The 25,469-nt window shown below is 63.8% G+C and carries 28 protein-coding genes; 15 read left to right on the top strand and 13 right to left on the bottom strand.

Annotation, left to right across the window (positions count from 1 at the left end):
- Nucleotides 1-41 precede the first annotated feature (41 nt).
- Together JQ629_RS08915 and JQ629_RS08910 are read right to left on the bottom strand one after the other, a co-directional pair.
- Nucleotides 42-497, bottom strand: coding sequence for a VOC family protein (locus tag JQ629_RS08915; protein WP_212412338.1), 456 nt, complete (start codon nt 495-497; stop codon nt 42-44).
- Nucleotides 498-644: 147 nt separating this feature from the next.
- Nucleotides 645-1,805 (bottom strand): PA0069 family radical SAM protein, encoded by a 1,161-nt coding sequence (locus JQ629_RS08910; RefSeq protein ID WP_212412337.1) that lies wholly within the window; start codon nt 1,803-1,805, stop codon nt 645-647.
- A gap of 154 nt (nt 1,806-1,959) precedes the next feature.
- On the opposite strand from JQ629_RS08910, the gene JQ629_RS08905 reads away from it, so the two are divergent.
- From JQ629_RS08905 to JQ629_RS08895, 3 genes are all read left to right on the top strand, one after another.
- The gene (locus JQ629_RS08905) at nt 1,960-2,532 is read left to right on the top strand and encodes a glycosyltransferase family protein (protein ID WP_212412336.1); all 573 of its coding nucleotides are present in this window, start codon (nt 1,960-1,962) and stop codon (nt 2,530-2,532) included.
- A 160-nt stretch (nt 2,533-2,692) separates the two neighbouring features.
- A complete protein-coding gene (locus tag JQ629_RS08900) occupies nt 2,693-3,622 on the top strand; it encodes a bifunctional helix-turn-helix transcriptional regulator/GNAT family N-acetyltransferase (RefSeq protein WP_212412335.1) in 930 nt (309 codons plus the stop codon).
- On the top strand, nt 3,619-3,771 hold the full coding sequence (locus tag JQ629_RS08895; protein WP_212412334.1) for an RSP_7527 family protein: 153 nt from the start codon (nt 3,619-3,621) through the stop codon (nt 3,769-3,771). Before JQ629_RS08900 ends, JQ629_RS08895 begins: the two co-directional genes overlap by 4 nt.
- Before the next feature lie 99 nt (nt 3,772-3,870).
- Here the strand turns inward: JQ629_RS08895 and moaB are convergent, their stop codons facing one another.
- A complete protein-coding gene (gene moaB, locus JQ629_RS08890) occupies nt 3,871-4,434 on the bottom strand; it encodes a molybdenum cofactor biosynthesis protein B (RefSeq protein ID WP_212412333.1) in 564 nt (187 codons plus the stop codon).
- Nucleotides 4,435-4,597: 163 nt separating this feature from the next.
- A complete protein-coding gene (ypfJ, locus tag JQ629_RS08885) occupies nt 4,598-5,530 on the bottom strand; it encodes a KPN_02809 family neutral zinc metallopeptidase (protein WP_212269487.1) in 933 nt (310 codons plus the stop codon).
- Between the two features lie 378 nt (nt 5,531-5,908).
- Here ypfJ and JQ629_RS08880 point away from each other — a divergent pair, with 378 nt between their 5' ends.
- From JQ629_RS08880 to JQ629_RS08870, 3 genes are all read left to right on the top strand, one after another.
- Nucleotides 5,909-7,042, top strand: a complete 1,134-nt coding sequence (locus JQ629_RS08880; protein WP_212269488.1) for a site-specific DNA-methyltransferase — start codon at nt 5,909-5,911, stop codon at nt 7,040-7,042.
- Between the two features lie 179 nt (nt 7,043-7,221).
- The gene (locus JQ629_RS08875) at nt 7,222-7,548 is read left to right on the top strand and encodes a hypothetical protein (protein ID WP_212412332.1); all 327 of its coding nucleotides are present in this window, start codon (nt 7,222-7,224) and stop codon (nt 7,546-7,548) included.
- A gap of 180 nt (nt 7,549-7,728) precedes the next feature.
- The gene (locus JQ629_RS08870; protein ID WP_212412331.1) at nt 7,729-8,421 is read left to right on the top strand and encodes a glutathione S-transferase family protein; all 693 of its coding nucleotides are present in this window, start codon (nt 7,729-7,731) and stop codon (nt 8,419-8,421) included.
- 108 nt (nt 8,422-8,529) lie between these two features.
- Here the strand turns inward: JQ629_RS08870 and JQ629_RS08865 are convergent, their stop codons facing one another.
- The 3 genes from JQ629_RS08865 to JQ629_RS08855 are packed head-to-tail and all read right to left on the bottom strand — an operon-like array spanning nt 8,530 to nt 9,607.
- Nucleotides 8,530-8,931 carry a RidA family protein gene (locus tag JQ629_RS08865; protein ID WP_212412330.1) on the bottom strand — a complete coding sequence of 134 codons (402 nt, stop codon included), beginning with the start codon at nt 8,929-8,931 and terminating at the stop codon, nt 8,530-8,532.
- A gap of 15 nt (nt 8,932-8,946) precedes the next feature.
- A complete protein-coding gene (locus JQ629_RS08860; RefSeq protein WP_212412329.1) occupies nt 8,947-9,132 on the bottom strand; it encodes a DUF1127 domain-containing protein in 186 nt (61 codons plus the stop codon).
- Between the two features lie 40 nt (nt 9,133-9,172).
- Entirely contained in the window at nt 9,173-9,607 is a 435-nt protein-coding gene (locus JQ629_RS08855; protein ID WP_212412328.1) for a nuclear transport factor 2 family protein, read from the bottom strand.
- Nucleotides 9,608-9,698: 91 nt separating this feature from the next.
- On the opposite strand from JQ629_RS08855, the gene JQ629_RS08850 reads away from it, so the two are divergent.
- Nucleotides 9,699-10,622 (top strand): LysR family transcriptional regulator, encoded by a 924-nt coding sequence (locus tag JQ629_RS08850; RefSeq protein ID WP_212412327.1) that lies wholly within the window; start codon nt 9,699-9,701, stop codon nt 10,620-10,622.
- Between the two features lie 136 nt (nt 10,623-10,758).
- On the opposite strand, the gene JQ629_RS08845 is transcribed toward JQ629_RS08850, so the two are convergent.
- The 3 genes from JQ629_RS08845 to JQ629_RS08835 all read right to left on the bottom strand — a co-directional run bounded on the left by JQ629_RS08845 (nt 10,759) and on the right by JQ629_RS08835 (nt 12,778).
- On the bottom strand, nt 10,759-11,379 hold the full coding sequence (locus JQ629_RS08845) for a glutathione S-transferase family protein (RefSeq protein ID WP_212412326.1): 621 nt from the start codon (nt 11,377-11,379) through the stop codon (nt 10,759-10,761).
- Nucleotides 11,380-11,456: 77 nt separating this feature from the next.
- Nucleotides 11,457-11,933 carry a nuclear transport factor 2 family protein gene (locus tag JQ629_RS08840; protein WP_212412325.1) on the bottom strand — a complete coding sequence of 159 codons (477 nt, stop codon included), beginning with the start codon at nt 11,931-11,933 and terminating at the stop codon, nt 11,457-11,459.
- Nucleotides 11,934-11,953: 20 nt separating this feature from the next.
- The gene (locus JQ629_RS08835; RefSeq protein WP_212412324.1) at nt 11,954-12,778 is read right to left on the bottom strand and encodes a helix-turn-helix domain-containing protein; all 825 of its coding nucleotides are present in this window, start codon (nt 12,776-12,778) and stop codon (nt 11,954-11,956) included.
- A gap of 110 nt (nt 12,779-12,888) precedes the next feature.
- Here JQ629_RS08835 and JQ629_RS08830 point away from each other — a divergent pair, with 110 nt between their 5' ends.
- Both JQ629_RS08830 and JQ629_RS08825 read left to right on the top strand, forming a co-directional pair.
- The gene (locus JQ629_RS08830) at nt 12,889-13,263 is read left to right on the top strand and encodes a Cif family virulence factor (RefSeq protein WP_212412323.1); all 375 of its coding nucleotides are present in this window, start codon (nt 12,889-12,891) and stop codon (nt 13,261-13,263) included.
- A 90-nt stretch (nt 13,264-13,353) separates the two neighbouring features.
- Complete coding sequence (locus JQ629_RS08825) at nt 13,354-14,622, top strand: flavin-dependent oxidoreductase (RefSeq protein WP_212412322.1); 1,269 nt, start codon at nt 13,354-13,356, stop codon at nt 14,620-14,622.
- A gap of 129 nt (nt 14,623-14,751) precedes the next feature.
- On the opposite strand, the gene JQ629_RS08820 is transcribed toward JQ629_RS08825, so the two are convergent.
- From JQ629_RS08820 to JQ629_RS08810, 3 genes are all read right to left on the bottom strand, one after another.
- Nucleotides 14,752-15,171 (bottom strand): PaaI family thioesterase, encoded by a 420-nt coding sequence (locus JQ629_RS08820; RefSeq protein ID WP_212387682.1) that lies wholly within the window; start codon nt 15,169-15,171, stop codon nt 14,752-14,754.
- 88 nt (nt 15,172-15,259) lie between these two features.
- Entirely contained in the window at nt 15,260-15,937 is a 678-nt protein-coding gene (locus JQ629_RS08815; protein WP_212412321.1) for a Rossmann-fold NAD(P)-binding domain-containing protein, read from the bottom strand.
- A 55-nt stretch (nt 15,938-15,992) separates the two neighbouring features.
- Nucleotides 15,993-17,099 carry an A/G-specific adenine glycosylase gene (locus tag JQ629_RS08810; protein ID WP_249134913.1) on the bottom strand — a complete coding sequence of 369 codons (1,107 nt, stop codon included), beginning with the start codon at nt 17,097-17,099 and terminating at the stop codon, nt 15,993-15,995.
- A gap of 117 nt (nt 17,100-17,216) precedes the next feature.
- On the opposite strand from JQ629_RS08810, the gene JQ629_RS08805 reads away from it, so the two are divergent.
- The 6 genes from JQ629_RS08805 to JQ629_RS08780 all read left to right on the top strand — a co-directional run bounded on the left by JQ629_RS08805 (nt 17,217) and on the right by JQ629_RS08780 (nt 25,385).
- A complete protein-coding gene (locus JQ629_RS08805; RefSeq protein ID WP_192738571.1) occupies nt 17,217-17,696 on the top strand; it encodes a DUF721 domain-containing protein in 480 nt (159 codons plus the stop codon).
- Between the two features lie 132 nt (nt 17,697-17,828).
- Nucleotides 17,829-18,485, top strand: coding sequence for a DsbA family protein (locus JQ629_RS08800; RefSeq protein ID WP_212412319.1), 657 nt, complete (start codon nt 17,829-17,831; stop codon nt 18,483-18,485).
- Between the two features lie 287 nt (nt 18,486-18,772).
- Nucleotides 18,773-22,237, top strand: a complete 3,465-nt coding sequence (locus JQ629_RS08795; protein ID WP_212412318.1) for a chromosome segregation SMC family protein — start codon at nt 18,773-18,775, stop codon at nt 22,235-22,237.
- A 125-nt stretch (nt 22,238-22,362) separates the two neighbouring features.
- Nucleotides 22,363-23,367, top strand: coding sequence for a small ribosomal subunit Rsm22 family protein (locus tag JQ629_RS08790; protein WP_212412317.1), 1,005 nt, complete (start codon nt 22,363-22,365; stop codon nt 23,365-23,367).
- Between the two features lie 212 nt (nt 23,368-23,579).
- Nucleotides 23,580-24,140, top strand: coding sequence for a LemA family protein (locus JQ629_RS08785; protein ID WP_212412316.1), 561 nt, complete (start codon nt 23,580-23,582; stop codon nt 24,138-24,140).
- Between the two features lie 33 nt (nt 24,141-24,173).
- A complete protein-coding gene (locus tag JQ629_RS08780) occupies nt 24,174-25,385 on the top strand; it encodes a M48 family metallopeptidase (protein ID WP_212412315.1) in 1,212 nt (403 codons plus the stop codon).
- The last annotated feature ends 84 nt before the right edge of the window (nt 25,386-25,469 follow it).

The following is a 25,469-nucleotide window of genomic DNA, read 5'->3' as shown; positions in this document are numbered from 1 at the left end:
TGCAATTCCCGTTATTCAGTCACGACAGATCGGCACTGACCCTAATCCGCCAAATGAACCCGCCGGTCCTCGCCGACCGCGATGCCGGGGGCGACCACGACTTCCCAGGGATGATTATCGGGATCGGCGAAATATCCGGAGTAGCCGCCATAAGCCGTCTCATGCGCGGCCTTGAGCAGCGAGGCGCCCCTGGTGATCGCGAAATCCAGCACGGTGTCGACTTCCTCGCGTGAGGCGCAATTCCACGCCAGCGTCACGCCGCGGAAGGTCTTGGGCCGCGGATTGTCCGGCAGCGTCGCGTCCTGTGCCAGCTGATCCCACGGAAACAGCCCGATCACGGGGCCGCCGGTGTCGAAGAAGGCGACCGCCTCGCCGGTCGAGCGAATTCTTCGCGCAAAACCCAGCGCTTCATAAAAGGCGATGCTGGCGCGCATGTTGCTGACGCCGAGGGTGATGACGGTCAGTCGCGGGATGGGGGCTGTCATTTTCTTGCTCATGCTGCCTCCACATTCGTCATTGCCTGCGACAAACGCGGAGCGTTTGCGCAAGGAAGCAACGCGACGAAGCAATCCATTCTTTCTTTGCGGGGCGGCATGGATTGCTTCGCTACGCTCGCAATGACGGCAGAGAGAATCCCGTCGTATTCAAAACAAACTCAACTGCTGACCGTTTCGCTTCGGCTTGACGAAATGGTCGGTGGTCAGTTTCAGGCGCCGCTTGTTCAGTCCAAGCTTCTCGCAGGCGATTTCGAAGCGGCGTCCGATCATCCAGGCCATCGGCCCGGTTCCCTTCATCCGGGTTCCCCATTGCGAGTCGTAGTCGCGGCCCCCGCGCATGTCGCGGATCAAGGTGAAGACGTGGCGATAACGGTCGGGATAATTGGCCATCAGCCATTCGCGGAACAGATCACGCACTTCCAGCGGCAGCCTTAGCAGCACATAACTCGCCTCTTTCGCGCCGGCATGCGCCGCGGCATCGAGGATGCGCTCGATCTCGGAATCGTTCAGCGCGGGAATCACGGGCGCGACCATCACGGTTGCCGGAATGCCGGCCTCCGCCAGTTGCCGTATCGCCTCCAGCCGCTTCGGCGGCGTCGAGGCTCGCGGCTCCATGGTGCGCGCGAGTTTCGGGTCCAGCGTCGTCACGGACAGCGCGACCTTGACCAGATTGCGTTTTGCCATCCGCTGGAGGATGTCGATGTCGCGCGTCACCAGCGCCGATTTGGTGACGATGCCAACCGGATGGCCGGCACGTTCCAGCACTTCGAGAATGCCGCGCATGATCTTGTATTTGCGCTCAATGGGTTGATAGGGATCCGTATTGGTGCCGATCGCGATCATGCGCGGCTCGTAGCCCGATGCCGCCAGTTCCTTTTCCAGCAACTCCGGCGCATCGGGCTTGGCGAGCAGCTGGGTTTCAAAATCAAGTCCGGGCGACAGCCCGAGATAGGCGTGGGTCGGCCGCGCGAAGCAATAGACGCAGCCATGCTCGCAGCCGCGATAGGGGTTGATCGAGCGGTCGAAGCCGATATCGGGCGAGTCGTTGCGGGTGATGACCTTGCGCGAGGTGTCGAGCCCGACCGTGGTCTTGAACGGCGGCAGGTCTTCGAGGCTCTGCCAGCCATCGTCGAAGACGACGCGGGATTCGGCCTCGAAGCGGCCGCTGTCGTTGGACTGGGCGCCGCGGCCACGCCGCCGCTCGCGCTCGATCGCGACCGCTAGCTCAGGAAAAGGATTAGCACCCGCCGGTTCGGAGGGCGCCGTGACCGGCGGGTGCTTGAGGGCATGAGAGGATGCTCGGCTCATGCAGGGAACGTAACACGCACTGAGAACAAATCAAGAACATCATTTGAAAAATCCACAGCATGGCTGCCGCAAAAATCTGCACGGCAACGGATGTTTTGAATGTGACAAGGTGATAACAAGCGGCGTTTTTCACCGTTTGAGCCAACGAAGCCTCATGCTGAGCGTGATCATCCCGACCGAAGGCGTCGAACAGCCCGCCGTCGCTACCCTGGCGGCGCTGGTGCCGGGAGCCGCCGCCGGTTTGATCCGCGAAGTGGTGCTGGTGGACCGCACCGCGAACGGCGTGATCGAGCGCGTGGCCGACGTAGCGGGCTGCCGCTTCATGGCGTTTGAAGGCAGCCGTGCCGCGGCGCTCGCCGCCGGTGCCCGGCAAGCGCGCTCGCCCTGGCTGATGTTCCTGCATGCCGGCGCCGTGCTCGACTCGGGCTGGATCGAAGAGACCGCGCAATTCATCCAGGGCGTAGCGGCCAGCGGCCGGCCCCGCGCCGGGATCTTCCGCTATTCCCGCTCGCCTTATTCCGACGCCAGTTTCCGCGATGGCCTCAAATTCATCGCCCGCTTGGTTACGGGGCCCTCGGCGGAACAGGGTCTTCTCATTGCGCACGATCATTACGACCGGCTCGGCGGCTACCGGCCGGACGTCCGCCGTTCCGAAGCCCGGCTGCTGCGGCAGCTCGGCCGGCGCTCCCGCACCATGCTGCGCAGCCGGATCATGGTGGTAGCCTAGGCGCCTCCGCCAGCGCGTTCACGCTCGTCTTCGACACCGCGGGCTCAGACACAAAATCGCGAAAACAACCCCATGCAAAGTAGCACGGGCTCGGTTCGCATGTGAATATACTTGCCAAAGTCAAATAATTATATGACATTGGCAAATATTGAGGTGCGCCATGTCCCAGAATAATTCCGATGAAGCAGTCGCGGCGGTCCGCGCCTTCAACCGCTTCTACACCCGCAAGCTCGGCGTGCTCGACCAGCAACTCATGAAGAGCCCGTTCTCGCTCAGCGAGGCGCGGGTGCTGTACGAGCTCGCCTATCGCGAAGACCTCTCGGCCAAGGAGATCGGCGCCGAACTCGGGCTCGATGCCGGCTATCTCAGCCGGATCGTGCAAAACTTCGATGAGAATGGATTGCTCACCCGCAAGCCGCTGCCCGCGGACCGGCGCCAATTCCGGCTCGCCCTGACGCCCAAGGGACGCCAGACCTTCGGCAAACTCGAGCGCAGCATGCAGGACGACATCGGTGCGATGCTGGCCGCGTTGCCGCGCGGCGGCAGCGCGAGGCTCGTCGGCGCGATGGCCGAGATCGAGCGGCTGCTCGGCGTATCAGGCGCGGCGGCGGCGCCGGCGATCCTGCGCACCCACCGCCCCGGCGACATGGGCTGGGTGGTGCAGAGCCACGGCGCCTTCTACGCCAGCGAATATGGCTTTGACTCCTCGTTCGAAGCGCTGGTGGCGGAGATCGCGGCGAAATTCCTGACCTCGTTCGACGCCTCGCGCGAGCGCTGCTGGATTGCCGAACTTGATGGCGTCCAGGTCGGCTCGGTCTTTGTGGTCAAGCATAGCGACGATGTCGCCAAGCTGCGCCTGCTGCTGGTCGATCCGGCCGGACGCGGCCAGCGATTGGGCCAGCAGCTGGTCGCCGAATGCGTCGCCTTCGCGCGGGCGACCGGCTATCGCAGGATGACATTGTGGACCCAGAGCATCCTGGTCGCCGCCCGCAAGATCTATCAGGACGCCGGCTTTGTGCTGGTCGCGACCGAGCCGCATCGAAGTTTTGGTCAAAGCCTTGTTGGCGAGACCTGGGAACGCGAGCTGTGAAGCCGGGGCGTCGCGACACGCCGCGGCGCGTCACGCCGGACCTGCTCGATTTCTACATCAAGAGAGCGCATCAGCTGCGCGAAGACGCGTGGCGCGACATGTGGCGCGGATTGCGGGCTTTGCTGACCAAGGCGATCGGGCGGCGGTGACAGGGATTCGTCATTCCGGGGCGCGCGAAGCGCGAACCCGGAATCTCGAGATTCCGGGTTCGATGCTACGCATCGCCCCGGAATGACGGATAGAGAGGTTCAGACCGACGCGCCCTTGGCCTTTGGGCGGCGCAGATGTTCGTCGAGCCGCGGCATGATCTCGACGAAATTGCAGGGACGCGTGCGGTAATCGAGCTGGGCGGCGAGGATCCCGTCCCAGCCGTCGCGGCAGGCGCCGGGCGAGCCCGGCAGGCAGAAGATGAAGGTCGCGCCCGCGACCCCGGCGGTGGCGCGGCTCTGCACCGTCGAGGCGCCGATCTTGGCGTAGCTCAGCATGTGGAAGGCGGTGGAGAAACCGTCCATCCGCTTCTCGAACAGCGGCTCGACCGCCTCCGGCGTGACGTCGCGGCCGGTAAAACCGGTGCCGCCTGTCGTGATGATGGCATCGACACCAGGATCGGCGATCCATCTTCGGATGATGACGCGGATCGCATCGACGTCGTCGACGATGATTTCGCGCGCCGCGAGATGATGGCCGGCGGCGACCAGCCGCTCCGCCAGCGTCGCCCCCGACTTGTCATCGGCAAGCGCGCGCGTGTCCGAGATCGTCAGCACGGCAATGTTGAGCGGTACGAATTGTTTGGTTTCGTCGATGGAGTACATGATTTCTTCTTCTCGTCATGCCCGGCCTTGTGCCGGGCATCCACGTCTTAAAGTCTCTCAAAAAGCAAAGACGTGGATGGCCGGGCATAGCCGTCTGAAGGACGGCGTCGCTTCACTCGCCTATGCCCGGCCATGACGCCAATCCTTGTCGAGCTACCGCGTTCTACATCGCCCCCGCGGCAAACGTATTGCAGGACTGCACAGTGCCCTGCTTGTAGCCGGTCATGAACCATTGCTTGCGCTGTGCGGCGGAGCCGTGGGTGAATGAATCAGGCACCACCCTGCCCGTCGCCTTGCGCTGTAGCGTGTCATCGCCGATCGCGGTGGCCGTAGTCAGCGCGGCTTCGATATCGCCGGGTTCGACGAAGCCCGGACGTTTCTTTTCCTCGCGGTTGACCCAGACGCCGGACAGGCAATCCGCCTGCAACTCGACCTTGACCTGCAGCGCGTTGGCTTCCGCCTTGCTGCCGGCCTGCTCCTGCATCCGCTGCACGCGCGGCAGAATGCCGAGCAGGTTCTGGATGTGATGGCCGGCCTCATGCGCGATGATATAGGCGGTGGTGAATTTGCAGGAGCTGCCCGAACAGCCGCGAAACTTCGTCTCGACGTCGCGGAAGAACTGGGTGTCGAGGAAGATCTGCTTGTCCGGCGGGCAGTAGAACGGCCCCATCGCCGACTGCGCCATGCCGCAGCGCCCGCCATTGGTGGCGTTGCGGAACAGCACGATGCGCGGTCCCTTGTAGGTTTGCCCGCTGGCCTGGAAGATCTCGTTCCAGCGATCGTCGATCTCGCCGAGCACGCCGGCGATCATGCTGCCCATCTCGTCCTTGGGCGCGCCTGTGGTGGCCGGGCCCGACTTGCGCTCGGTCTGGTAGGTCGGCGCCTGTTGGCTGCCGCCGGTGAGAATTTCCGCGCCGCCGATCAGGATGCGCGGGTCGATGCCGAAGGCATAGCCGAGCAGGCCGAGCACGATGATGGTGCCGATGCCGAGCCCGCCACCGCCGCCCATCGGAATGCCGAAGCCGCCACCACCACCACCGCTGTCATCGCGACGGTCGTCGATAGAGTCGCTGCGGCGGAAGTCATCGTAACGCATGGCGCAAATTCCTCATCCCGGCGGATTGCCCTTGGATACCCAACGCGGCACAGACGTAAAATTTCCATTCCATTAATCAATAACCCGCCCGGCAATTATTGCCTAGCGCCGTTTCCATTCCGATTGAATCGGAACGGGCGCCAGATTCTTGATTTGACGCGTTTTCCTGACGCGAACCGGCATCCATCCCGCATCAAGTGCGGGACAGGCCTCGCTGCAAATCGCTTTAGTGCGCTTAAACGCTAATCAGCCCCGGCAAATCTGTCCGAGCAGCAATACTGATTAAGTCGATTTTTACTTTGCCCGGTCAATGTAACGCCAGTCGGTTGTTTAGTCCCGCGTCGCCGACAGCGTCGCCTGAGTCAGAGTAATTGAGTCATGGTAGAGTCGCGTCGCGGGGCGTCTGCAAGGGCGCCCCGCACTAAATTTGAGTCCGAAGAGAGTGTTCGTATCGTCGTAGGCGATTGCGTCGCCGAGATGTCGAAGCTTCCGGCAGGCTCCGTCGATCTGGTGTTCGCAGATCCGCCGTACAATCTGCAGCTCAAGGGCGATCTCAAGCGCCCCGACGAATCCCATGTCGATGCCGTCAACAACGACTGGGACAAGTTTTCATCCTTTGCCGCCTATGACGATTTCACCCGCGCCTGGCTGCTGGCCTGCCGCCGCATCATGAAACCGTCGGCGACGCTGTGGGTGATCGGCTCCTACCACAACATTTTCCGCGTCGGCTCGATCATGCAGGACCTCGGCTTCTGGGTCCTCAACGACATCGTCTGGCGCAAGACCAATCCGATGCCGAATTTCCGCGGCCGCCGCTTCACAAATGCGCACGAGACCATGATCTGGGCGGCGCGCGACGAGAAAGCAAAAGGCTATACCTTCAACTATGAAGCCCTGAAGGCCGCCAACGAGGACGTGCAGGCGCGTTCCGACTGGCTGATTCCGCTTTGCACCGGCGACGAGCGCCTCAAGGGCGAAGACGGCAAGAAAGTGCATCCGACCCAGAAGCCCGAGGGCCTTTTGGCGCGCGTGCTGCTGTCGTCGTCAAAGCCCGGCGATCTCGTGATCGATCCCTTCAACGGCACCGGCACCACCGGCGCCGTGGCAAAACGTCTCGGCCGCCGCTACATCGGCTTCGAGCGCGACAAGACCTATGCGAGCGCGGCCGAAGCCCGCATCGCGGCCATCGAACCGCTGCCCGAGGCGACGCTGGCGCCCTTCATGACCGCCCGCGACGCACCCCGTGTGGCGTTCTCCGAACTGATCGAGCGCGGCATGATCTCGCCCGGTACCAAACTGGTCGATTCCAAGAAGCGCCACGGCGCCCTGGTCCGCGCCGACGGCGCCATCATGCTCGGCGACAAGGTCGGCTCGATCCACCGCATCGGCGCGGTGGCCCAAGGCTCCGGCGCCTGCAACGGCTGGACCTTCTGGCACGTCGAGACCAAGAAAGGCCTCAAGCTGATCGACGAGCTGCGCGCCGAGATCCGCTCCGGAATGGCAGCGGGCTGATCCGCCGCTGCGGCTTTTTTCATCCTGCCTTCAACCTGGCCACGGCGTCGCAGCCTGCGAGATGGCAGCTCTGTGATTTTCGCAGTCTGCCGCACCTCGTTTCGCCTTGATCCGTAGCTATATTAGTTACTTCCTTACACCCATACAGGCCGTCATTTTCGGCCGCAGCGAGCCGTCCGATGCGCTCCCAATCCGATTCATTACTGGTGTTGCCACTGCTGCCGATCTTTCTGATCGGCGTGCCCCCCATGCTGCTATTCACCCTGCTGGGCTTTCCCGGCTTCGTCATCCTCGGCGTGCTCCTGATCTGCGTCGGCCTGACCGAGCGGCTGGAAGCGAACAGCGATTTCAACCAGCAGATCATCGTCCACGGCTATGCGCGCCGGTCGGAGCGGATGATTCAGGCGTCGAACTTGCACTCGGCCATTCGCTTCGCCACCATCATCGACCTGGCGGGTGCCGGATTGATCGTTGTCGGGCTGCTGGGCTTTTTCTACCTCGGCTGATCGGCTTCTACCTAAGCTGAGCGGCGCGGTGGGCATCTTTGCCGCGCCGCGCCCTGCCTCACGAACTCGTCGGTTGCACTGCTTCCAAAAATTTGAGCAAGGACATGCCGCGTTGCGGTAGGATCACCCGCGCCCGGTTCACAGTGCTGGCAGGCAAGAAGCAAAGGGAGTTTTCCAAAAATGCTCAAATTCTATTTCAACGGCTCGCCCAACCCGACCAAGGTCGCGCTCTTCCTTGAGGAATTGGGTCAGCCATTCGAGCCGGTCGCGGTCGACACGCGCAAGGGCGATCAGTTCAAGCCGGAATTTTTGAAGATCAATCCCAACGCCAAGGTGCCGGCGATCGACGACGACGGTGTGCTCGTGTTCGACAGCAACGCCATCCTGCTCTACCTCGCCGAGAAGACCGGCAAATTCCTGCCATCAAACACGCCGCAGAACCGCGCGCAGCTGCTCTCATGGCTGATGTTCGTCGCGACCGGTATCGGGCCCTATTCGGGTCAGGCGGTGCACTTCAAGCACTTTGCGCCGAAGGACCAGAACCACGACTATGCCCATAACCGCTACCAGTTCGAGGCGCAGCGCCACTACGCCGTGCTGAACGATCACCTTGCCGGCAAGAAGTATATGGTCGGCGACACCTACACCATTGCCGACATGGCGCTGTGGGGCTGGGCGCGGATGGCCGCCTTTGTGATGAGTGACGAAGCCGCCGCGAAATACGCCAACGTCAAGCGACTGGTCGACGAGATATCGGCGCGTCCCGCGGCAGCCAAGGCGATCGCGCTGAAAGACAAGTTCACCTTCAAGGCCGAGATGGACGACGAGGCGCGCGGCAACATGTTCAAGCACCTCTCTACCAAGGCGGCCTGATCAGGGCATCGTAGGGTGGGCAAAGGCGCTCTTGCGCCGTGCCCACCTTCCTTATCGAGCAAGCATTGGTGGGCACGCTTGCGCTTTGCCCACCCTACGAACTCATTGCTAATCGATCGCCGCCACCACCTCGATTTCGATCAGCCAGCCCGGCCGCGCCAGGCGGCTGACGACCACGAGCGTGCTTGCCGGCGGCTTTTCCTTGTTCAGGTAGCGGTCGCGTATCGCCCGCATTTTCGGCAGGTCGTCCTGGCTGACCTCGGCGACCAGATAGGTGTTCAGCTTGACGATGTCGGCCATGGTGGCGCCGGCCGCCTCCAGCGCGAGTTTGAGGTTCTTGAACACCTGCTCGACCTGCGCCTCGAAATTGCCTTCGCCGACCATCTTGCCGGATGCGTCGGCCGAAACCTGACCCGCCACATAGACCAGCGTGCCCTTGTTGACCTTGGCGATGTGCGAATAGCCCGTCGGCGGCGGCAGCGTCGGCGGGCTGAAGATTTCCTTGCTCATATCGATCTCCCTTTATTATTTCCGCCAGAACGGCTTGCCGATCTCGCAGCCCAGCTCGGGCCGGCAGAGTCCGATATCCTCTAATTCGCGCGCGCTCATGACAGAGAGTTGACGCCGGGAACGGCGGCGCTCCCGCCAGACCCGGACGAGAGCGATGATAGCCGCGATGCCCGCGCGCGTCGAACGGGGGCGTGTTCGCACCTGCTGGCGCTGCTTGCCAGCGCAAACGCTGCTCAACGCTTCAGCCCGCAACCTTCTGCGCCTTCAAGTTTTCCTTGGGAAACGGGCCCAAAACCCGCTCGCACAAGCTTGAATCATTGTATTCGCGGATTTCGCGAATCTTGCCGTTCTCGATCCGGTAGATCAGGCAATAATGATTGTCGTAGCGCTCACCGGCGTGGGTAACCATGTCGCCCCGCGCTTCCACCGCGACCCATTCATCGTCGGCGATGATCCGGAACGGAACGGTGCGGCGATGCTTCAACAGGGAAGAGACATAGCCGTGGAGGTCACGGAGCACGGATTCCTTGCCGTGAAAGGTCTGCGACCACGAGTACTGGCCCGTGACAGTCATGGTGACGTCGTCGGCCAGGGCATCGGCGAACGAAGTCCCATCGCCGGCGGCAACGCCGGCGAAAATTGTCTCCATCAATTTCTTGTTGTCGGCGGCGCTCATAGGCGGCTTCTCCTGTGATCTGATGTTTCAGATCATCGCGCGCAGAACCACATTCTTCCAATCGATAGAGAATATGATATATATTCGTCTCATGAATTTGAATTCGCTTGACCTCAACCTGCTGGTCGCGCTCGACGCCCTGCTAAGGGAAAGCAATGTCAGCCGGGCAGCAATGCGGATCGGGCTGTCGCAACCGGCCACCAGCCACGCGCTGCAGCGGCTGCGCGACCTGATCGGCGATCCCTTGCTGGTGCGGAGCGGCGCCCGCATGGAGTTGACGCCGCGCGCGCTGGCGTTGCGCGGCCCACTGGCTCAGGCGCTCGACCAGGTGCGCTCCCTGTTCATATCAGATGATTTCGATGCAGCGCGGAGCGAGCGGCATTTTCGCCTGATGATGCCGGATCTCGCGGTCGAGCTCCTGATGCCGCCGCTGATGGAGAAAATCACGAGGCAAGCGCCGAACGTCCGGATCGACGTGGTGCCGTGGCGGGGACCTGCGATCTTCACCGCGGAATTCGCCCGCACCATCGATCTCGTGATCAGCATCGGCGACGCCTTTCGCGGCTTCCATCGCCAGCGTCTCTATACCGACAGCGATGCGCTGGCAGTGCGGCGCGGCCATCCCGCCGCCGCCAAACTGAAAAAGCGCGACGGTTTCCTGAGCGCGCGGCATGTCGCGGTTATCATCCGCGGCCAGAGCGAGGATCCGATCGACATCTGGCTGCGGCCCAAGGGCATCGAACGGAAGATCGCGCTGGTCGTGCCCGGCTATATCGAGGCGCTGCACGTCACGGCGCGCACCGATCTGGTCGCCTTCGTGCCGCGCCGCCTGATCGGCGCGTTGTCGAAGCAATTGTCGCTCGTAACCATCGCGCCGCCGTTCGATCCCGGGATCGACGAGCAGTTCATGTTCTACCCGACCCGCGCCCAGATGGATCCCGGCTCGATCTGGCTACGCAACATCATGCTGGGTATTGGGCGGGAGATGGAGCGGGAGAAGCGGAAGGCGGCGTAGCTCTCACTCGTCGTCCCGGCGAAGGCCGGGACCCATACGCCGCGGCGTTAATTGAGGAAAACAACTGCCAGAATGCGCTAACGATAGGACACGGCGTATGGGTCCCGGCGAAGGCCGGGACGACGCAAATTTTTGCTCACACCTTCTCTTCTTCCAGTGCCTTCTGCACGGCGGGCCGGTCCTTCATGCGCTTGAAATGGTCGGCGACCTTCGGCAGCGTCGCGATGTCGACGCCGTCGCCTTCCAGCCATCCCGTCAGCGTGAACAGATAGGGGTCGCAGATCGTGTAGGTCTCGCCCATCATCCATGGGCCCTGGAGCATCTTCTGCTCGAGCAGGCCAAACACCGCGCCCATGCTTTTCGGCAGCGTCTTTTTCATATCGGCAAACGAGGACTCCTCCGTTGCCCAACGATAGCCGCGTCCCTTATGGGAATGCGCCACATGCACCGTCGAAGACAGATAGCTGTTGATGGCCTGGACCTGCGCGAACGCAAAGGGATCGTCGAGCGGCGCCAGCTTCGCCTTTGGAAAGCTCTGCGCGATGTAGGCCAGCATCGCCACGTTCTCGGTCAGGACGCCGCGATCGGTGACCAGCGCCGGCACGCGGCCCTTCGGATTGATCGCCAGATATTCCGGGCTTTGCTGCTGGTTGGTCTTGAAGTCGATCCGCTCGGCGGCGTAGTCGGCGCCGGCTTCCGCCAGCGCGATGTGGGTGGCGAGCGCGCAGGTGCCGGGGGCAAAATAGAGCTTGAGCATGTTGATCCTCACGGGTGATGCCTCAGGTTAGCGGCGCATTGCTGCGCCGTCTATCCCAGGCGAACCCTAAGTGGCACTCACGCCGCGCGGGGCTGCAACTTGCCGTCGATATAGACGCTGACGACAGTGTCGTCGGCGGGATAAAACTCGGGCGCCACCGCCTGGATCTGGGCCTGGATGCACTTCCACGCGCCGTTCTCGAACAGGTAGGTGTCGGTGTACATGGTCATCCCGGTCACTTCGTTACCGTCACGGCGACGGGTAGCCTTGTTGGTGGAGCGCACCAGCGCGACATCGCCGATGACGGTGATGAGTTCGTCGCGGACATCCCAGTACGGGATCAGTTTCGGATCGAAGGCGGTCGCCCAGTATTTCAGATAGGTCGCGCGATCCCAGCGCTGTCCGGTCGGCCAGATGCTGATGAAGGCGGGGTGCAGGATGGCGTCGTGCGAGGCCACGTCGTTGGTGATGAAATTATGGATGAAGCGGGCGTTCAGCGCGCGCAATTCGTCCATCGTCTCGGCGGATTGATCCTTGCGTGTCGCGAGTTGCATCGTCAGCTCCTCTGGTTTTATTAGAGCGCCATCGTGCGCGCCATCTCGGCGGTGGCGTCATCCGCCGGGAAAAAGCATTCGATCTTGATCTGCTGCAGCGCCGCGTCCGTCGGCATTGCGAGCGTCGTAAAGGTGGAAAAGAACGCGAGCCGGAAATCACCTTTGGCGAGTTGCATGATCATGACGGGCGAACTGGCCTGCGAATGGCGCGGAAGCCGCCATTCGGCCGGCAGCCCGGGATAGGCCATGATCTCGTCGAACAGGCGCGCGGCCGCACGGCTGCCCTGTGCGACGTCACGGTGCAGGATCTGGATCATCTGGCCGGCGAACTCCTCCCAGTTCACGATGAACTGCCGCAGGCCTTTTGGATGGAAAACGACGTGCATGGCGTTGTCGGCAACGCCGGCTTCCATCCGGTAGGAATCACGAAACGGCTTGAGCAGGCGCGCGGACCCCTGGTTGCGCATCCGAACGTCCCAGCGCCCGTCGACCACGATGCCCGGATACGGCTCCTGCTGCCGCAGCATGAAATCCAGCGCCTGCTGCACCGGCTGCAGATTATCGGCCGCGAGCCCCTTGTCGCCATAGGGCGGCACGAAGCCCGCCGCGACGTGCAAGGCATTGCGCTCCTCGAGCGGCAGATCGAGCGCGCTGCCGAGCAGTTGCACCATCTCGCGGCTCGGCTGCGACCGGCCGGTTTCCAGAAAGCACAGATGCCGCGCCGACACGTTGGCATCGCTAGCCAGTTCGATCTGGGTTAGCCTGCGCACGCTGCGCCAATGCTTCAGCAGGCTGCTGAAGTGCCCGGCCGCGGCATCGTGGGAGTTGTGTGTCGGCGCGCTCATGTGAGGCAATCTAGACCATCAGGTCAGAACGGCAATTACCTCCGATGTAAGTGACAAGCCGACAATTCCCTGAAAGACTCGACCATGCCTTTGATCGTGCGGAGAGCATCATGGACGGCAACGCAATCAAGGAAGTCGTGACGCAGTACTTGGCGGCATGGAACGAACCGGAGGCTGCCGCACGGCAGGCGCTGCTTGAGCAATGCTGGAGCGACGGCGGCGTCTATCTCGATCCCAGGGTCTCGCTGACGGGACGGGACGAACTCGCCCGCCACATCGCCGCGATGCAGGCGTCGCGGCCGGGCGCGCGGCTGGAGTTCATGAGCGGCATCGATGTGCACCACAACGTGTTCCGCGTCCTCTGGCGCCTGGTGCGCGAGGACGGCAGCTGCGGCGACATCTCGATCGATTTTGGCGAGGTCGGCCCCGATGGCCGGGTGGTCAAGAACGTCGGCTTTTTCGGCGCGCCGCCCGCACTGCCGTAAGCGTTAGGGACGGGATAACGGCCGGGTTTTCGCAGTTGCCCCCTGCTGCCCCTCATGTCATGACGCCCCTGAGGTAACAGGGGCGTAGACATGACCGTACTCATCGCCGGCGGTGGCATTGGCGGGCTGACGCTGGCGCTCAGCCTGCACCAGATCGGCGTTCCCGCACGCGTCTTTGAAAGCGTGCCGGAGCTTCGGCCGCTCGGCGTCGGTATCAACGTGTTGCCGCATGCGGTGCGCGAGCTGATCGAGCTCGGCCTGCACGACCAACTCGACGCGGCCGCCGTCCGCACCAAGGAACTGGCGTATTTTTCCAAGCACGGCAAACCGATCTGGAGCGAGCCGCGCGGCGTCGAAGCCGGCTACAAATGGCCGCAATTCTCGATCCACCGCGGCACGCTGCAGCAGATCCTGCTCGATGCGGCGACCGAACGGCTCGGAAAGGAAAACATCCTCACCAGCCATCATCTCACCGGCTGGACCGAGACGGATGGCGGCGTGCGCGCCGAATTCATCGACAAGGCGACCGGGAAGGCTGCCGGCCACCATGACGGCGTGCTGCTGATCGCCGCCGACGGCATTCATTCGGCGATCCGCGAAAAACTTTATCCGCAGGAAGGCCCGCCGATCTGGAACGGCCGGATCCTGTGGCGCGGCATCACCACGTCGGACGCCTTCCTGTCCGGCCGCACCATGATCATGGCCGGCCACGAGATCCTGAAATTCGTCTGCTATCCGATTTCGAAGCAGCCGGACGCCTCAGGCAAATCTAGCATCAACTGGGTGGCCGAGCGGCACATGCCGCCGACCTATCAGTGGCGCCGCGAGGACTATAACCGAACCGCAAACCTCGACGAATTCCTGCCCTGGTTCAAGGACTGGAAATTCGACTGGCTCGACGTACCCGGCCTGATCCGCGATTGCCCGCATGCCTACGAATACCCGCTGGTCGACCGCGATCCGATCCCGCAATGGACGTTCGGCCTGACGACGCTGATGGGCGACGCCGCGCATCCGATGTACCCGATCGGCTCCAACGGCGCCTCGCAGGCGATTTTGGATGCCCGCGTGATCACCCGCGAGATCCTGGCGCACGGCCCGACCAACGCCGCGCTTGTCGCCTACGAGGCCGAGCGCCGGCCCGCGACGTCAGATCTTGTGATGCTGAACCGGCGCAACGGGCCGGAACAGGTGATGCAGATGGTCGAGGAACGCGCCCCCGACGGCTATGAGGTCGTCACCGACGTGCTGTCGCTGCAGGAGCTCGAAGACATCGCGGCGAACTACAAGCGAGTCGCCGGTTTCCAGGTCGAAGGCCTCAACGCCAAGCCGCCGATCGTGCAGTTGCCTGCGCGATAGTTGATTTCGAGAGCTGGCTGATTTCCACACGTCATTGCGAGCGAAGCGAAGCAATCCATCACGTGGCAAAGCGGATAAATGGATTGCTTCGTCGCTGACGCTCCTCGCAATGACGGAGCTGCATCCGTACTACCCGATCGCCTTCGCCATCTCAACCAGCCGCGCGCTGGTGCTGGCGGTGGCGAGCAACGTGCCATCCTCGGCCATCAACCTGCCCTCGACGAAGGCGACGGTCTTGCCGAGCTGAGTGACGGTCGCTTCGCCGATCAGCTTGCCCGGCCTGGCTGGCGCCAGAAAATTTACGGTTATTGTGATGGTCGCGGTGTAGAGCCTGCCCTCAGACATGACGAGCACCGCCGGACCCATGGTGTCGTCGAGCATGGCGGAGAGAATGCCGCCCTGCACGAAGCCAGCCGGGTTGCAAAAGTCCTTTCGGCCATCGAAGCCGATCCGGATCCATCCCTCTTTGGGACGTGCGTCGAGCAAATGCCAGCCGAGCAGCTTGGCGCATGGTGGGGCCGTGAAATTGTCGAGCGCGGTTGCGATCATGAGATCCTCCTGATCGCAGCGTTGTAGCGGAGGCCTGCTGACAGCGTGGTGTCAGCAGACCAGAACCGCCTCCCAAGTAAATAGTGGACTACTTAAGCGCACGAGACCTCTGTCTCATCGCTCCATTTTCGAGATACGCAACCCCGTTTGGGGCCGAACTGCTGATGAACTCAGCGACAAAGGCGCGCCCGATATCGTCCTGCTCAATCGTGCCAAAAGGTCCCGGAATCAGACGCCCCAGCCAGGCCACATAGCGCGGCGTGTGAGCATTGCCCGCGATAATTCCGGGGCGAAAAATCGCGAGGCGTTGGAAGCCTATCCCTCGAACCGTCTCTTCTTTCAACCCCATGACCCGCACATAGCGAATCCTGCTTTTCGAGGTGCTTCCCACTGCCGAGAGCAGTGAAAACCGTGTGATACCTCCGGCCTGACAACCGCGGGCAAAGCCACCCACCACGCCAATTTCGAGCGCCTTTAATTCCTCCTCACTCCACTTCAAGCTGCCTTTGCCGACACCAACACAGGATGCCCCATAGACAGGATCGCCTTGCGCAACCATGCTCTGCGCAAGCTTGGTCACTTCTGCCGAAAACTGAGCAGCTGCCGTATCCAGGATCACCTGCCGCACACGGGGATCAGCGCTCAGGGAAATCGCCCTGCGATTGACCATCACGACTTCAGCGCAGGACGGCTCTGCAGCCAGCGCGCGCACCACCGCAGCTCCCACCTGCCCCGTGCCACCGATGATCAAGACACGAAATACCATTTTAGGCCTTTTACTGTTTGGCGCTCCATCCACAGCCGGATTTGGCGATGGCTTGCTAGAGATTTAGCCCGTGCGCGATCGCCTTGCGCATGACATTGGGCAGCGCCTCACCCGCGAGCGTCGCGATCGGGACCCAGCGCATTCCGTCCGGTGCTCGCGTCCGCGCGGCCACCTTCGCCGTGTAGATCACCAGCTCAAGCGGAAAATGCGTGAAGACATGCGTCACCACGCCCACCTTGCGATGCCATTTTGCGATGCCCTTGAGCGCGGGCGCCTGCGCCAAGGCCGCCTTGTCGTCCTGGCCGGCGAGCCAGTCCGAGCCCGGCACTTCGGTCATGCCGCCAAGCAGGCCCTTTTCCGCACGGGTGCGAACCAGCAATTCATCGCCGCGGGTGACGATGAAGGCCGCGCCTCGGCGCAGCGTGCCGGATTTCTTCGGCGCCTTGCGCGGAAAAATCTCCTGGTCGCCGCGCGCGAGTGCCAGGCAATCATCATTCAGCGGACACAGCACGCAGGCCGGCTTCTTCGGCGTGCAGATCGAGGAGCCGAGATCCATTAGTGCCTGCGCGCTATCGCCGGCGCGAGACTTTTGGTCGCCGGGTCCTAGCAAGGTCGCCGCCAATTGCCGGATCAACGGCTTGGCCTGCGGCAACGGTTCCTCGACCGCAAACAGCCGCGACACGACGCGCTCGATATTGCCGTCGACCGGCATGGTGCGCCGGTCGAACGCGATCGCCGAGATCGCCGCTGCCGTGTACGGTCCAATCCCCGGCAGCGCGCGCAGACCCTCCTCGGTATCCGGAAACACGCCGCCATGGTCGCGCAACACCGCGACCGCGCAGGCGTGCAGATTGCGCGCCCGCGAATAGTAGCCGAGCCCGGCCCACATCCGCAGCACGTCGTCGAGCGAGGCCCGGCCAAGCGCCGCGACATCGGGCCAGCGGGTCACAAACTTCAGGAAGTACGGCCCGACGGTTTTGACGCCGGTCTGCTGCAGCATGATTTCGGACAGCCAGACCCGGTAGGGATCCGCGCGCTCCCCGGCCGGCGGCCGCCACGGCAGCACGCGGCGATGCCGGTCGTACCAATCGAGCAGCAGCGCGGGGCGGCCCGGCGTCGCACTTCCTCGTCGTCGGGGTTTGGTGGCCACGGCAGGATTCATGAAGGCACTGTAATAGCGGGATGACATTCTCTCCACGTCATGCCCGTGCTTGTCGCGAGCATCCACGTCTTTCTTTGCCCGGTTCCTGTCGCAAGCCGCTCCGTGCTATAAGCCCCCATGGCAAAACCCGGCCCGATCTCCGCAAAACCGCTTTCCGTCCTGCTCGGCGACGTGTTTTCCGACGCCTATGCCAAGCAGGGGTTTGCCGCGCGCGAGCTGGTGACGCGCTGGGCTGAGATTGCGGGCCGCGAGATCGCGGCCCATTCCGAGCCACTGAAGATGCAATGGCCGCGGCCGGTCGAGGGCCAGCCGCAGGAACCGGCCACCCTGGTGCTGCGGGTGGAAGGTCCGATGGCGCTGGAAATCCAGCATTCCTCCGACGTGATCCTGGAGCGGGTCAACCGCTTCTTCGGCTGGAGCGCGGTCGGACGGCTGGCGCTGCGGCAGGCACCGCTGTCGCGCCGGGACCGGCCAAAACCGTCCCGCGCGCCGGACCCGAAGGCGGTCGCCGAGATCGCCAAAACCCTGTCCTCGGTCGAGGATGACGAATTGCGCGACGCGCTGGCGCGGCTGGGTGCCTCGATCAAGCGAAATTGAGCCTGCCGCGCGCCCGGCCCGCGGCAACCTGCCATTGCCACAATTATCGTTTCAAGCTAGCCAAAGCTTTCTAAGACTTGGGCTCGTTTTTCGTACTTCTTCGGGCGTGAACGCGCCAATCGGGAGCTGACCTTGATCATCACGCGCCGCGCCTTCACCGCCGCCCTTTCGCTGACCGGGCTTGCCGCCCTCGCCGGCTTCTCGCCGCTGCGGCTGATCAATGACGCGCTGGCACAGGGCGCCGCGGACGTCGCCAAGCCGCAGTCACTGCCGGACATGGCGCTCGGCCCGGCGAATGCCTCGGTCACCATCACCGAATACGCCTCGATGAGCTGCTCGCATTGCGCAGCGTTCACGGAGCAGGTGTTCCCCAAGATCAAGGCGGAATTCATCGACACCGGCAAGATCCGTTTCGTGTTCCGCGAATTCCCGCTCGACATCAAGGCCGCCGCCGGTTCGATGCTGGCGCGCTGCATCGCCAAGGACGACGCGCCGAAATATTTCGCGGTCGTCGACCTCCTCTTCAAGCAGCAGAACGACTGGGTGCTGAAGAACACCACCGAAACGCTGACCCGGATCGGCAAGCAGGCCGGCCTCACGCAAGCGGCGGTGGAAGATTGCCTCAAGGACCAGAAGCTGCTCGACAAGATCGCGGCCGACCAGAAATACGCCGCCGAGGTGCTGAAGGTGCAGTCGACGCCGACCTTCTTCATCAATGGCGAGATGATCAAGGGCGAGCAGAGCTTCGAGGAGTTCAGCAAGCGCATCAATTCGATGCTCAAGAGCTGATCGGCTCATTTTGAGGGAGCGGGCCTGATCGGCCGGCGCGCGAAGCGAACAAATCCCTGTTGAAAACCTGATTCGCCCACCGGATTCGTACGGGCCTGTAAGCCCTGCAAAAACCTCGACAAAAGGCTTGGGAAAAGCCCTTTGCGCCCGTTGCCCTTCGGCCCCGGCCTCGCCATTGTCGCAGGCCATAAGAGCCGCAACGCGCGACTCGTCCACACACCGACATTGCCTTCTATGGTATTGTCACGGCAGGGAGATTCGCGCCCGGCCAACAGAGAATCGTGTTCATGAAACTCACGCGCCTCCGCCTTCATGGTTTCAAGTCGTTCGTTGAACCCACTGACTTCATGATCGAGCCGGGCCTGACCGGTGTCGTCGGGCCAAACGGCTGCGGCAAATCCAATCTGGTCGAGGCACTGCGCTGGGCGATGGGCGAGACCTCGCACAAATCGCTGCGCGCCGCCGACATGGACGCGGTGATCTTTGCCGGTTCCGGCAACCGTCCGGCGCGCAACCACGCCGAAGTGGTGATGACGATCGACAATGCCGATCGCTCGGCGCCGGCGGCAATGAACGACCGTGAGATCCTGGAAATCTCCCGCCGGATCGAACGCGAAGCCGGCTCGGTCTATCGCATCAACGGCCGCGACGTGCGCGCCCGTGACGTGCAGATCCTGTTTGCCGATGCCGCCACCGGCGCGCGTTCGCCGGCGCTGGTTCACCAGGGCAAGATCGGCGAAATCATTCAGGCCAAACCCGAACAGCGCCGCCGCGTGCTGGAAGACGCCGCCGGCGTCGCCGGGCTGCACGCCCGCCGCCATGAAGCCGAATTGCGGCTGCGGGCGGCTGAAACCAACCTCACCCGCGTTGAAGACGTGATCGGCCAGCTCTCCGGCCAGGTCGACGGGCTGAAGAAGCAGGCGCGGCAGGCGATCCGGTTCCGCGAAGTCGCCGCCAAGGTGCGCAAGGCCGAAGCCACGCTGTTCCATCTGCGCTGGTTAGAGGCCAATACCGACGTGGCGGAAGCCGCGCGCACCCACGACCTCAACGTTCGCGAGATGGCGGAACGTACCCGTGAACAGGCCGAAGCGGCCCGTATCCAGGCGATCCGCGCCTCCGAACTGCCGGCGCTGCGCGAGGGCGAAGCCCGCGCCGCGGCCGGACTGCAACGCCTCACCAATGCGCGCGAACTGCTCGACCGCGAGGAAGAGCGCGCGAAAGAGCGTGTCGCCGAACTCGACCGTCGCCTGACCCAGTTCACCGCCGACATCGCACGCGAACAGCAGCAGACCTCGGACGCCGAAGTCGCGTTGCAGCGGCTCGACACCGAAGATTCGGAAATCAAGGAAGAGATCAAGTCGCGCGTCGAGAAGCGCAGCGGCGTCGATGAACGCGTCTCCGAAGCGGAAGCGACGCTGGCCGCCGCCGAGCGCATGTTCTCGGAATTGACGACGGTGCTGGCCGACCTCACCGCCAAGCGCAACCAGTTAGAGGCCGGCGTGCGCACCCATCGCGACCGCCTGGCCCGGCTCGACCAGGAAATCGCCAACGTCCAGGCTGAGGAAACCAAGCTCGCGCAGGAAACCGGCAATCTCGGCGACATCGACGCGCTTGCCGGCGCCATGGAAACCGCGCAGGAAACGCTCGCCGCATCGGAAGCCGCGGCGCAGGCCAACGAGGCCGGCCATGTCGCCGCGCGTGCACGGCTGGAAGCGTCACGTGCGCCGCTGGCGGAAGCCGACAAGCGCGTGCAACGGCTGGAGACCGAAGCGCGCACGATCTCGAAGCTGGTCAATGGCGAGACCAAGAACCTGTGGCCGCCGATCATCGATGGCGTCACCGTCACCAAGGGGTACGAAAAGGCGCTCGGCGCCGTGCTCGGCGATGACCTCGATGCGCCGATCGATCCGTCCGCGCCGATGCGCTGGAGCAATCCGGGTGCCACCTTCGACGATCCGGCGTTGCCCGCGGGCGTCGAAGCGCTTGCCGCCCATGTCGAAGCGCCCTCCGAGCTGGCGCGGCGTCTGGCGCAGATCGGCGTCGTCGCCAAGGAGCGCGGCGCGGAACTGGTGTCGCAGCTGAAGACCGGCCAGCGACTGGTGTCGCTGGAAGGCGACGTCTGGCGCTGGGACGGCTTTGTCGCCGCCGCCCACGCCCCGACCGGCGCCGCACGGCGTCTCGCCGAACGCGCCCGTCTGGTCGATATCGAAAACGAGCTGGAGCAGGCCCGCGCCGAGGCCGGCGCCAAGCGGCAGGCGCTGGAAGACGCCGAGAGCGAATTGAAGGCGGCATCGGGCGCCGAGTCCGCCGCCCGCGACGCCTGGCGTGCCGCGCAGCGCGAGGCCGATGCCGCACGCGAACGCCATGCCGCGACCGAGCGCGAGATCAACCGCCACGCCGCACGCAAAGCGACGCTGACAGAAGCCCATACGCGCATTGCCGCCGACCGTGCCGAGGTCGAGGCCGCGCATGAGAACGCCAATGCGGTGCTGGCCGAGCTGCCGCCGAGCCTCGAGACCGAAACCAGGCTCGCCACCGTTCGCACCGACATCGAGGGCCATCGCCGCTTCGCAGCGCAAGTGCGTGCCGAAGCGCAGGCGCTGGCGCGCGAGGCTGAACTGGCCGACCGCCGTGTGCAGGCGATCCTCGCCGAGCGCACCGAATGGCAGAACCGCAAGCAAAGCGCGGCCTCGCAGGTTTCCACCATCGAAGCCCGCGTCACCGAAGTGACCGCAGAGCGTGCCGGGCTCGAAGACGCGCCGGCGCTGTTCGCCCAGAAGCGCCGCGCGCTGATCAGCGAGATCGAGTCCGCCGAAAGCGCGCGCCGCGTCGCAGCGGATGCGCTGGCTGCGGCCGAGAGCGTGATGGCGGAGACCGACCGCGAGGCAAAGGTTTCGCTGGAAGCGCTCTCCAGCGCCCGCGAGGCGTGCGCCCGCGCCGAGGAACGCATGGACGGCACCAGGCGCCGCCTCTCCGACATCGAGCGCGAAATCCACGACATGCTCGAAGTCGAACCGCATGCCGTGGCTGCTCTGGCCGAACTCGAGCCGGGCGCGGAATTGCCGCCGCTCGCCGAGATCGAGGAAAACCTCGAAAAGCTGCGCCGCGACCGCGAGCGGCTTGGCGCGGTCAATCTCCGCGCCGAGGAAGAGCTGCGTGAAGTCGAGACCCAGCACACGGCATTGACCACCGAACGCGACGACCTCGTCGAAGCCATCAAGCGGCTGCGCCAGGGCATCCAAAGCCTCAACAAGGAGGCGCGCGAGCGGCTCTTGACCTCGTTCGAAACCGTCAACGAGCACTTCAAACGGCTGTTCACCGAATTGTTCGGCGGCGGCGAAGCCGCATTGCACCTGATCGAGAGCGAAGATCCGCTGGAAGCCGGCCTCGAAATCATCGCCAAACCGCCCGGCAAGAAGCCGCAGACGCTCTCACTGCTGTCGGGCGGCGAGCAGGCGCTGACCGCGCTGGCGCTGATCTTTGCGGTGTTCCTCACCAATCCTTCGCCGATCTGCGTGCTGGACGAAGTCGACGCGCCGCTCGACGACCACAACGTCGAACGGTTCTGCAACCTCTTGCATGAAATGACGTCCTCGACCGAAACCCGCTTCATCATCATCACGCATAATCCGATCACGATGGCGCGGATGAACCGGCTGTTCGGCGTCACCATGGCCGAACGCGGGGTGTCGCAACTGGTCTCGGTCGGCCTCGACGATGCCGTGAAGATCCTCGACCAGCACGTGGCGTAGGACCAAGGTCGTCATTCCGGGGCGCGAAGCGAACCCGGAATCTCGAGATTCCCCGGTGCGCAATTGCGCACCTGAGGTCTGGTCCTTCGGACCATCCCGGAATGACGTGAGGATGACGGCAGGCGATGACCTCACCCGACCTCCCCGCCGAACTGAAAGCCGCGCTTGACGCCAAGCTGCGCGGTTTTTCGCGGAGCGACGCGGCGGAACGCTCGGCGTTGATCTCGAAAAATTACCGCGATGGCGGCGGCTCCGGCACGATCCGATCCGAGACCGATGCACTGGCCTATGCGCTGGCGCGGATGCCGGCGACCTATGCCGCGGTGACCGCCAGCCTGAATGCGCTCGGTGAAATCCGCCCCGATTTTGCGCCAAAATCCCTGCTCGACATCGGCGCCGGGCCGGGCACGGCGAGCTGGGCGGCGGCGGAAGCATTTTCCTCGCTGCGAGGCTTTACCCTGCTCGACGCCAACGACGCGTTGCGCAAACTGGCGCTCGATCTGGTCAGCGAGAGTTTTCGCCTGCGCGAACTCCATTACGAGCGGGGCGAAGCCCGCAACGCCCTGATCAAGGCTGACGCCGCCGACCTCGTCGTCGCCAGCTACGTGATCGGCGAACTCAGTGCCGCCGAACAAAGCGCACTCGCCGCGCTGATGTGGGAAAAGACCCGCGATACGCTGCTGGTGGTCGAGCCCGGCACACCGGCCGGCTATGCGCGGATCATCGCGCTGCGCGAGCGCTTGATCGCGGCCGGCGCGCATGTCGCGGCCCCCTGCCCGCACGACGGAACATGCCCGCTTCAAGCACCGGACTGGTGTCATTTCACCCAGCGCCTGCAGCGCTCGCGCGCACACAAGCAGATCAAGGGCGCCGAGCTGCCCTACGAGGACGAAAGATTCGCCTATGTGGCGTTGACACGCGCGCCGTTAGCGGCTCGCCCGGCCCGGGTGTTGTCGCAGCCGGCCGTCTCCAAGGTCGAAGTCACGGCCAAGCTTTGCACCCCGGCCGGCCTGGTCCTCAACCGGACGCCCCGCCGCGCCAAGGCGGATTACGCCCTGGCCCGGCGCTGGCGCTGGGGGGATGCGCTGGCGGAGCAAACGGGTCGTCCCGGCGAAGGCCGGGACCCATAACCACCGGCGCTAATCGTAGAGAAAGGTATTGGCCAGAGTGGCCAACGAAAGGCCGCGGCGTATGGGCCCCGGCCTTCGCCGGGGCGACGAAAGAGTGAACTTATCCCGCCCTGGTTTCGACTAAACGAAACCCCACGTCGCGGCGGGCTGCCGCACGCCCCGGTTTTCGTCTAGGTTCCACACTTTCTTCGCCACATCAGGAGTTGTCTGCCATGTCGACGAGCTGGATCGTTATCGGCGTCATTGTCATTCTCGTGCTGTTCGCCATCGGCGCGTATAACCGCCTGGTCGCGCTGAGCCAGCGTGTCAGCCAGGCCTTTGCCGACATCGACGTCCAGCTCAAGCAGCGCCACGACCTGATCCCGAACCTGGTCGAGACCGTGAAGGGCTACGCCAGCCACGAGCGCGGCACGCTCGACGACGTCATCAAGGCCCGCAACTCCGCGATGTCCGCGCAAGGGCCGGCGCAGATCGGCGCCGCCGAGAACCAGCTGAGCGGTGCGCTCGGCCGCCTGATCGCGCTGTCGGAGGCCTATCCGGACCTCAAGGCCAACACCAATTTCCAGCAGCTCGCCGGCGAACTCTCCGACCTCGAAAACAAGATCGCCTCGAGCCGCCGCTTCTTCAACAACGCGGTTCAGGAATACAACACCGGCATCCAGCAGCTGCCCGCCGCGCTGTTCGCCGGCATGTTCGGCTTCACCAAGAAGGAATTCTTCGACCTCGGCGCCAGCCGCACCGAAGTCGAGGTCGTACCGACCGTGAAGTTCTAACGGCCGCGACGTCCCAGCGAGAAGCAACACATCATGGCCGCGTACGGGCTCTACACGCATATTGCATCGAACAAGTTTCGTTCGATGCTGCTGCTCGCCGGCCTGTTCCTGCTGATCTACGTGCTGGTCTATGCCGGCGCGCTGCTCGCGGAAGTCGTGATCCGCAGCGACCGCTCGGTCGATTATTATTTGCGGGCCGCAGGGCGCGATCTGGTCACGGCCTTTCCCTATGCGACAGGCATCGCCGCGCTCTGGATCGTGATCGCGTATTTTTTCCACCAGAACATGATCGACGCCGTCACCGGCGGCGAGGACGTGACGCGAAAGCAGCAGCCGCGGCTGTATAATCTCCTGGAAAACCTCTGCATCTCGCGCGGCCTTCCGATGCCGAAGCTGAAAGTGATGGACAGCCCGGCGCTGAACGCGTTCGCGAGCGGCCTCAACCGCCGGCAATACGCCATCACCGTCACCACAGGGCTGCTGAGGTCGCTGAACGATCAGGAGATCGAGGCGGTGCTGGGCCATGAGCTGACCCATATCCGCAACGGCGACGTGCAGCTGATGGTGATCGCGGTCATCATCGCCGGCGTGGTCGGCTTCTTCGGCGAACTGTTCTTTCGGATGTTCACCAACCTGTCGTGGAATTCGTCCGGCGGATCGTGGTCATCCTCGTCCTCGCGTTCGTCGTCCTCTTCGTCCTCGGACAGCGACAACAAGAGCTCCGGCGGCGGTGCGATCATCGTCGTCATCATCGCGGTCGCGCTGATCCTGCTGGCCTGGTTGCTGTCGCAGGTGGTCAAACTGGCGCTGTCGCGGTCGCGCGAATTGCTGGCCGACGCCGGCTCGGTCGAACTGACCAAGAACCCGGACGCCATGATCACGGCACTGCGCAAGATCGAGAATCGCGGCGAGCTTCCCGGCGCCACCTCGGCTGTGATGGAACTGTGCTTCGACAATCCCCGCGAGGGATTTGCCGATCTGTTCGCGACCCATCCGTCGGTGGATTCGCGGGTCAAGGCGCTGGTGCAATATGCCGGCGGCCGCGATCCGGGCCCGCTGGCCCTGCCTGACGAGGCCGACGACGAGCCGGAGGATCAGGCGGAACCGCAGTCGGCGGACCAGCTGCCGCCCCCGGTCACCCACGGTCCGTGGAGCGATGCCGCAGCGCCCGCGGGCCTGCCGCAAGGTCAGCGGCAGGGCGCACGACAGGGTCCTCGCTGGGGACCCTGGGGCCGGCACAGCTGAGCCCTCGGTACGGCGACATTAACGAATTACCTACGAATAACGCCGGTGCGGGCTCAAGGAATTGAATTCTCCCTTGTTTCTGCC

It is taken from the genome of Bradyrhizobium sp. AUGA SZCCT0222 (assembly GCF_018130205.1).
In the GTDB taxonomy this organism is placed as follows: domain Bacteria; phylum Pseudomonadota; class Alphaproteobacteria; order Rhizobiales; family Xanthobacteraceae; genus Bradyrhizobium.
The sequence above is the reverse complement of the archived record's forward strand: the minus strand, read 5'-3'. Positions and strand labels throughout refer to the sequence as shown.

Excerpts from the sequence above, each read along its gene's own strand:
- JQ629_RS08810 (WP_249134913.1), bottom strand. The coding sequence starts at position 17,099 with ATGAATCCTGCCGTGGCCACCAAACCCCGACGACGAGGAAGTGCGACG.
- JQ629_RS08830 (WP_212412323.1), top strand. The coding sequence starts at position 12,889 with ATGGACGGCAACGCAATCAAGGAAGTCGTGACGCAGTACTTGGCGGCA.
- JQ629_RS08815 (WP_212412321.1), bottom strand. The coding sequence starts at position 15,937 with ATGGTATTTCGTGTCTTGATCATCGGTGGCACGGGGCAGGTGGGAGCT.
- JQ629_RS08880 (WP_212269488.1), top strand. The coding sequence starts at position 5,909 with ATGGTAGAGTCGCGTCGCGGGGCGTCTGCAAGGGCGCCCCGCACTAAA.
- JQ629_RS08870 (WP_212412331.1), top strand. The coding sequence starts at position 7,729 with ATGCTCAAATTCTATTTCAACGGCTCGCCCAACCCGACCAAGGTCGCG.
- JQ629_RS08840 (WP_212412325.1), bottom strand. The coding sequence starts at position 11,933 with ATGCAACTCGCGACACGCAAGGATCAATCCGCCGAGACGATGGACGAA.
- JQ629_RS08865 (WP_212412330.1), bottom strand. The coding sequence starts at position 8,931 with ATGAGCAAGGAAATCTTCAGCCCGCCGACGCTGCCGCCGCCGACGGGC.
- JQ629_RS08910 (WP_212412337.1), bottom strand. The coding sequence starts at position 1,805 with ATGAGCCGAGCATCCTCTCATGCCCTCAAGCACCCGCCGGTCACGGCG.
- JQ629_RS08805 (WP_192738571.1), top strand. The coding sequence starts at position 17,217 with ATGGCAAAACCCGGCCCGATCTCCGCAAAACCGCTTTCCGTCCTGCTC.
- JQ629_RS08875 (WP_212412332.1), top strand. The coding sequence starts at position 7,222 with ATGCGCTCCCAATCCGATTCATTACTGGTGTTGCCACTGCTGCCGATC.
- JQ629_RS08820 (WP_212387682.1), bottom strand. The coding sequence starts at position 15,171 with ATGATCGCAACCGCGCTCGACAATTTCACGGCCCCACCATGCGCCAAG.
- ypfJ (WP_212269487.1), bottom strand. The coding sequence starts at position 5,530 with ATGCGTTACGATGACTTCCGCCGCAGCGACTCTATCGACGACCGTCGC.
- JQ629_RS08905 (WP_212412336.1), top strand. The coding sequence starts at position 1,960 with ATGCTGAGCGTGATCATCCCGACCGAAGGCGTCGAACAGCCCGCCGTC.
- JQ629_RS08780 (WP_212412315.1), top strand. The coding sequence starts at position 24,174 with ATGGCCGCGTACGGGCTCTACACGCATATTGCATCGAACAAGTTTCGT.
- moaB (WP_212412333.1), bottom strand. The coding sequence starts at position 4,434 with ATGTACTCCATCGACGAAACCAAACAATTCGTACCGCTCAACATTGCC.
- JQ629_RS08790 (WP_212412317.1), top strand. The coding sequence starts at position 22,363 with ATGACCTCACCCGACCTCCCCGCCGAACTGAAAGCCGCGCTTGACGCC.
- JQ629_RS08900 (WP_212412335.1), top strand. The coding sequence starts at position 2,693 with ATGTCCCAGAATAATTCCGATGAAGCAGTCGCGGCGGTCCGCGCCTTC.
- JQ629_RS08825 (WP_212412322.1), top strand. The coding sequence starts at position 13,354 with ATGACCGTACTCATCGCCGGCGGTGGCATTGGCGGGCTGACGCTGGCG.
- JQ629_RS08845 (WP_212412326.1), bottom strand. The coding sequence starts at position 11,379 with ATGCTCAAGCTCTATTTTGCCCCCGGCACCTGCGCGCTCGCCACCCAC.
- JQ629_RS08855 (WP_212412328.1), bottom strand. The coding sequence starts at position 9,607 with ATGAGCGCCGCCGACAACAAGAAATTGATGGAGACAATTTTCGCCGGC.
- JQ629_RS08915 (WP_212412338.1), bottom strand. The coding sequence starts at position 497 with ATGAGCAAGAAAATGACAGCCCCCATCCCGCGACTGACCGTCATCACC.
- JQ629_RS08785 (WP_212412316.1), top strand. The coding sequence starts at position 23,580 with ATGTCGACGAGCTGGATCGTTATCGGCGTCATTGTCATTCTCGTGCTG.
- JQ629_RS08795 (WP_212412318.1), top strand. The coding sequence starts at position 18,773 with ATGAAACTCACGCGCCTCCGCCTTCATGGTTTCAAGTCGTTCGTTGAA.
- JQ629_RS08850 (WP_212412327.1), top strand. The coding sequence starts at position 9,699 with ATGAATTTGAATTCGCTTGACCTCAACCTGCTGGTCGCGCTCGACGCC.
- JQ629_RS08835 (WP_212412324.1), bottom strand. The coding sequence starts at position 12,778 with ATGAGCGCGCCGACACACAACTCCCACGATGCCGCGGCCGGGCACTTC.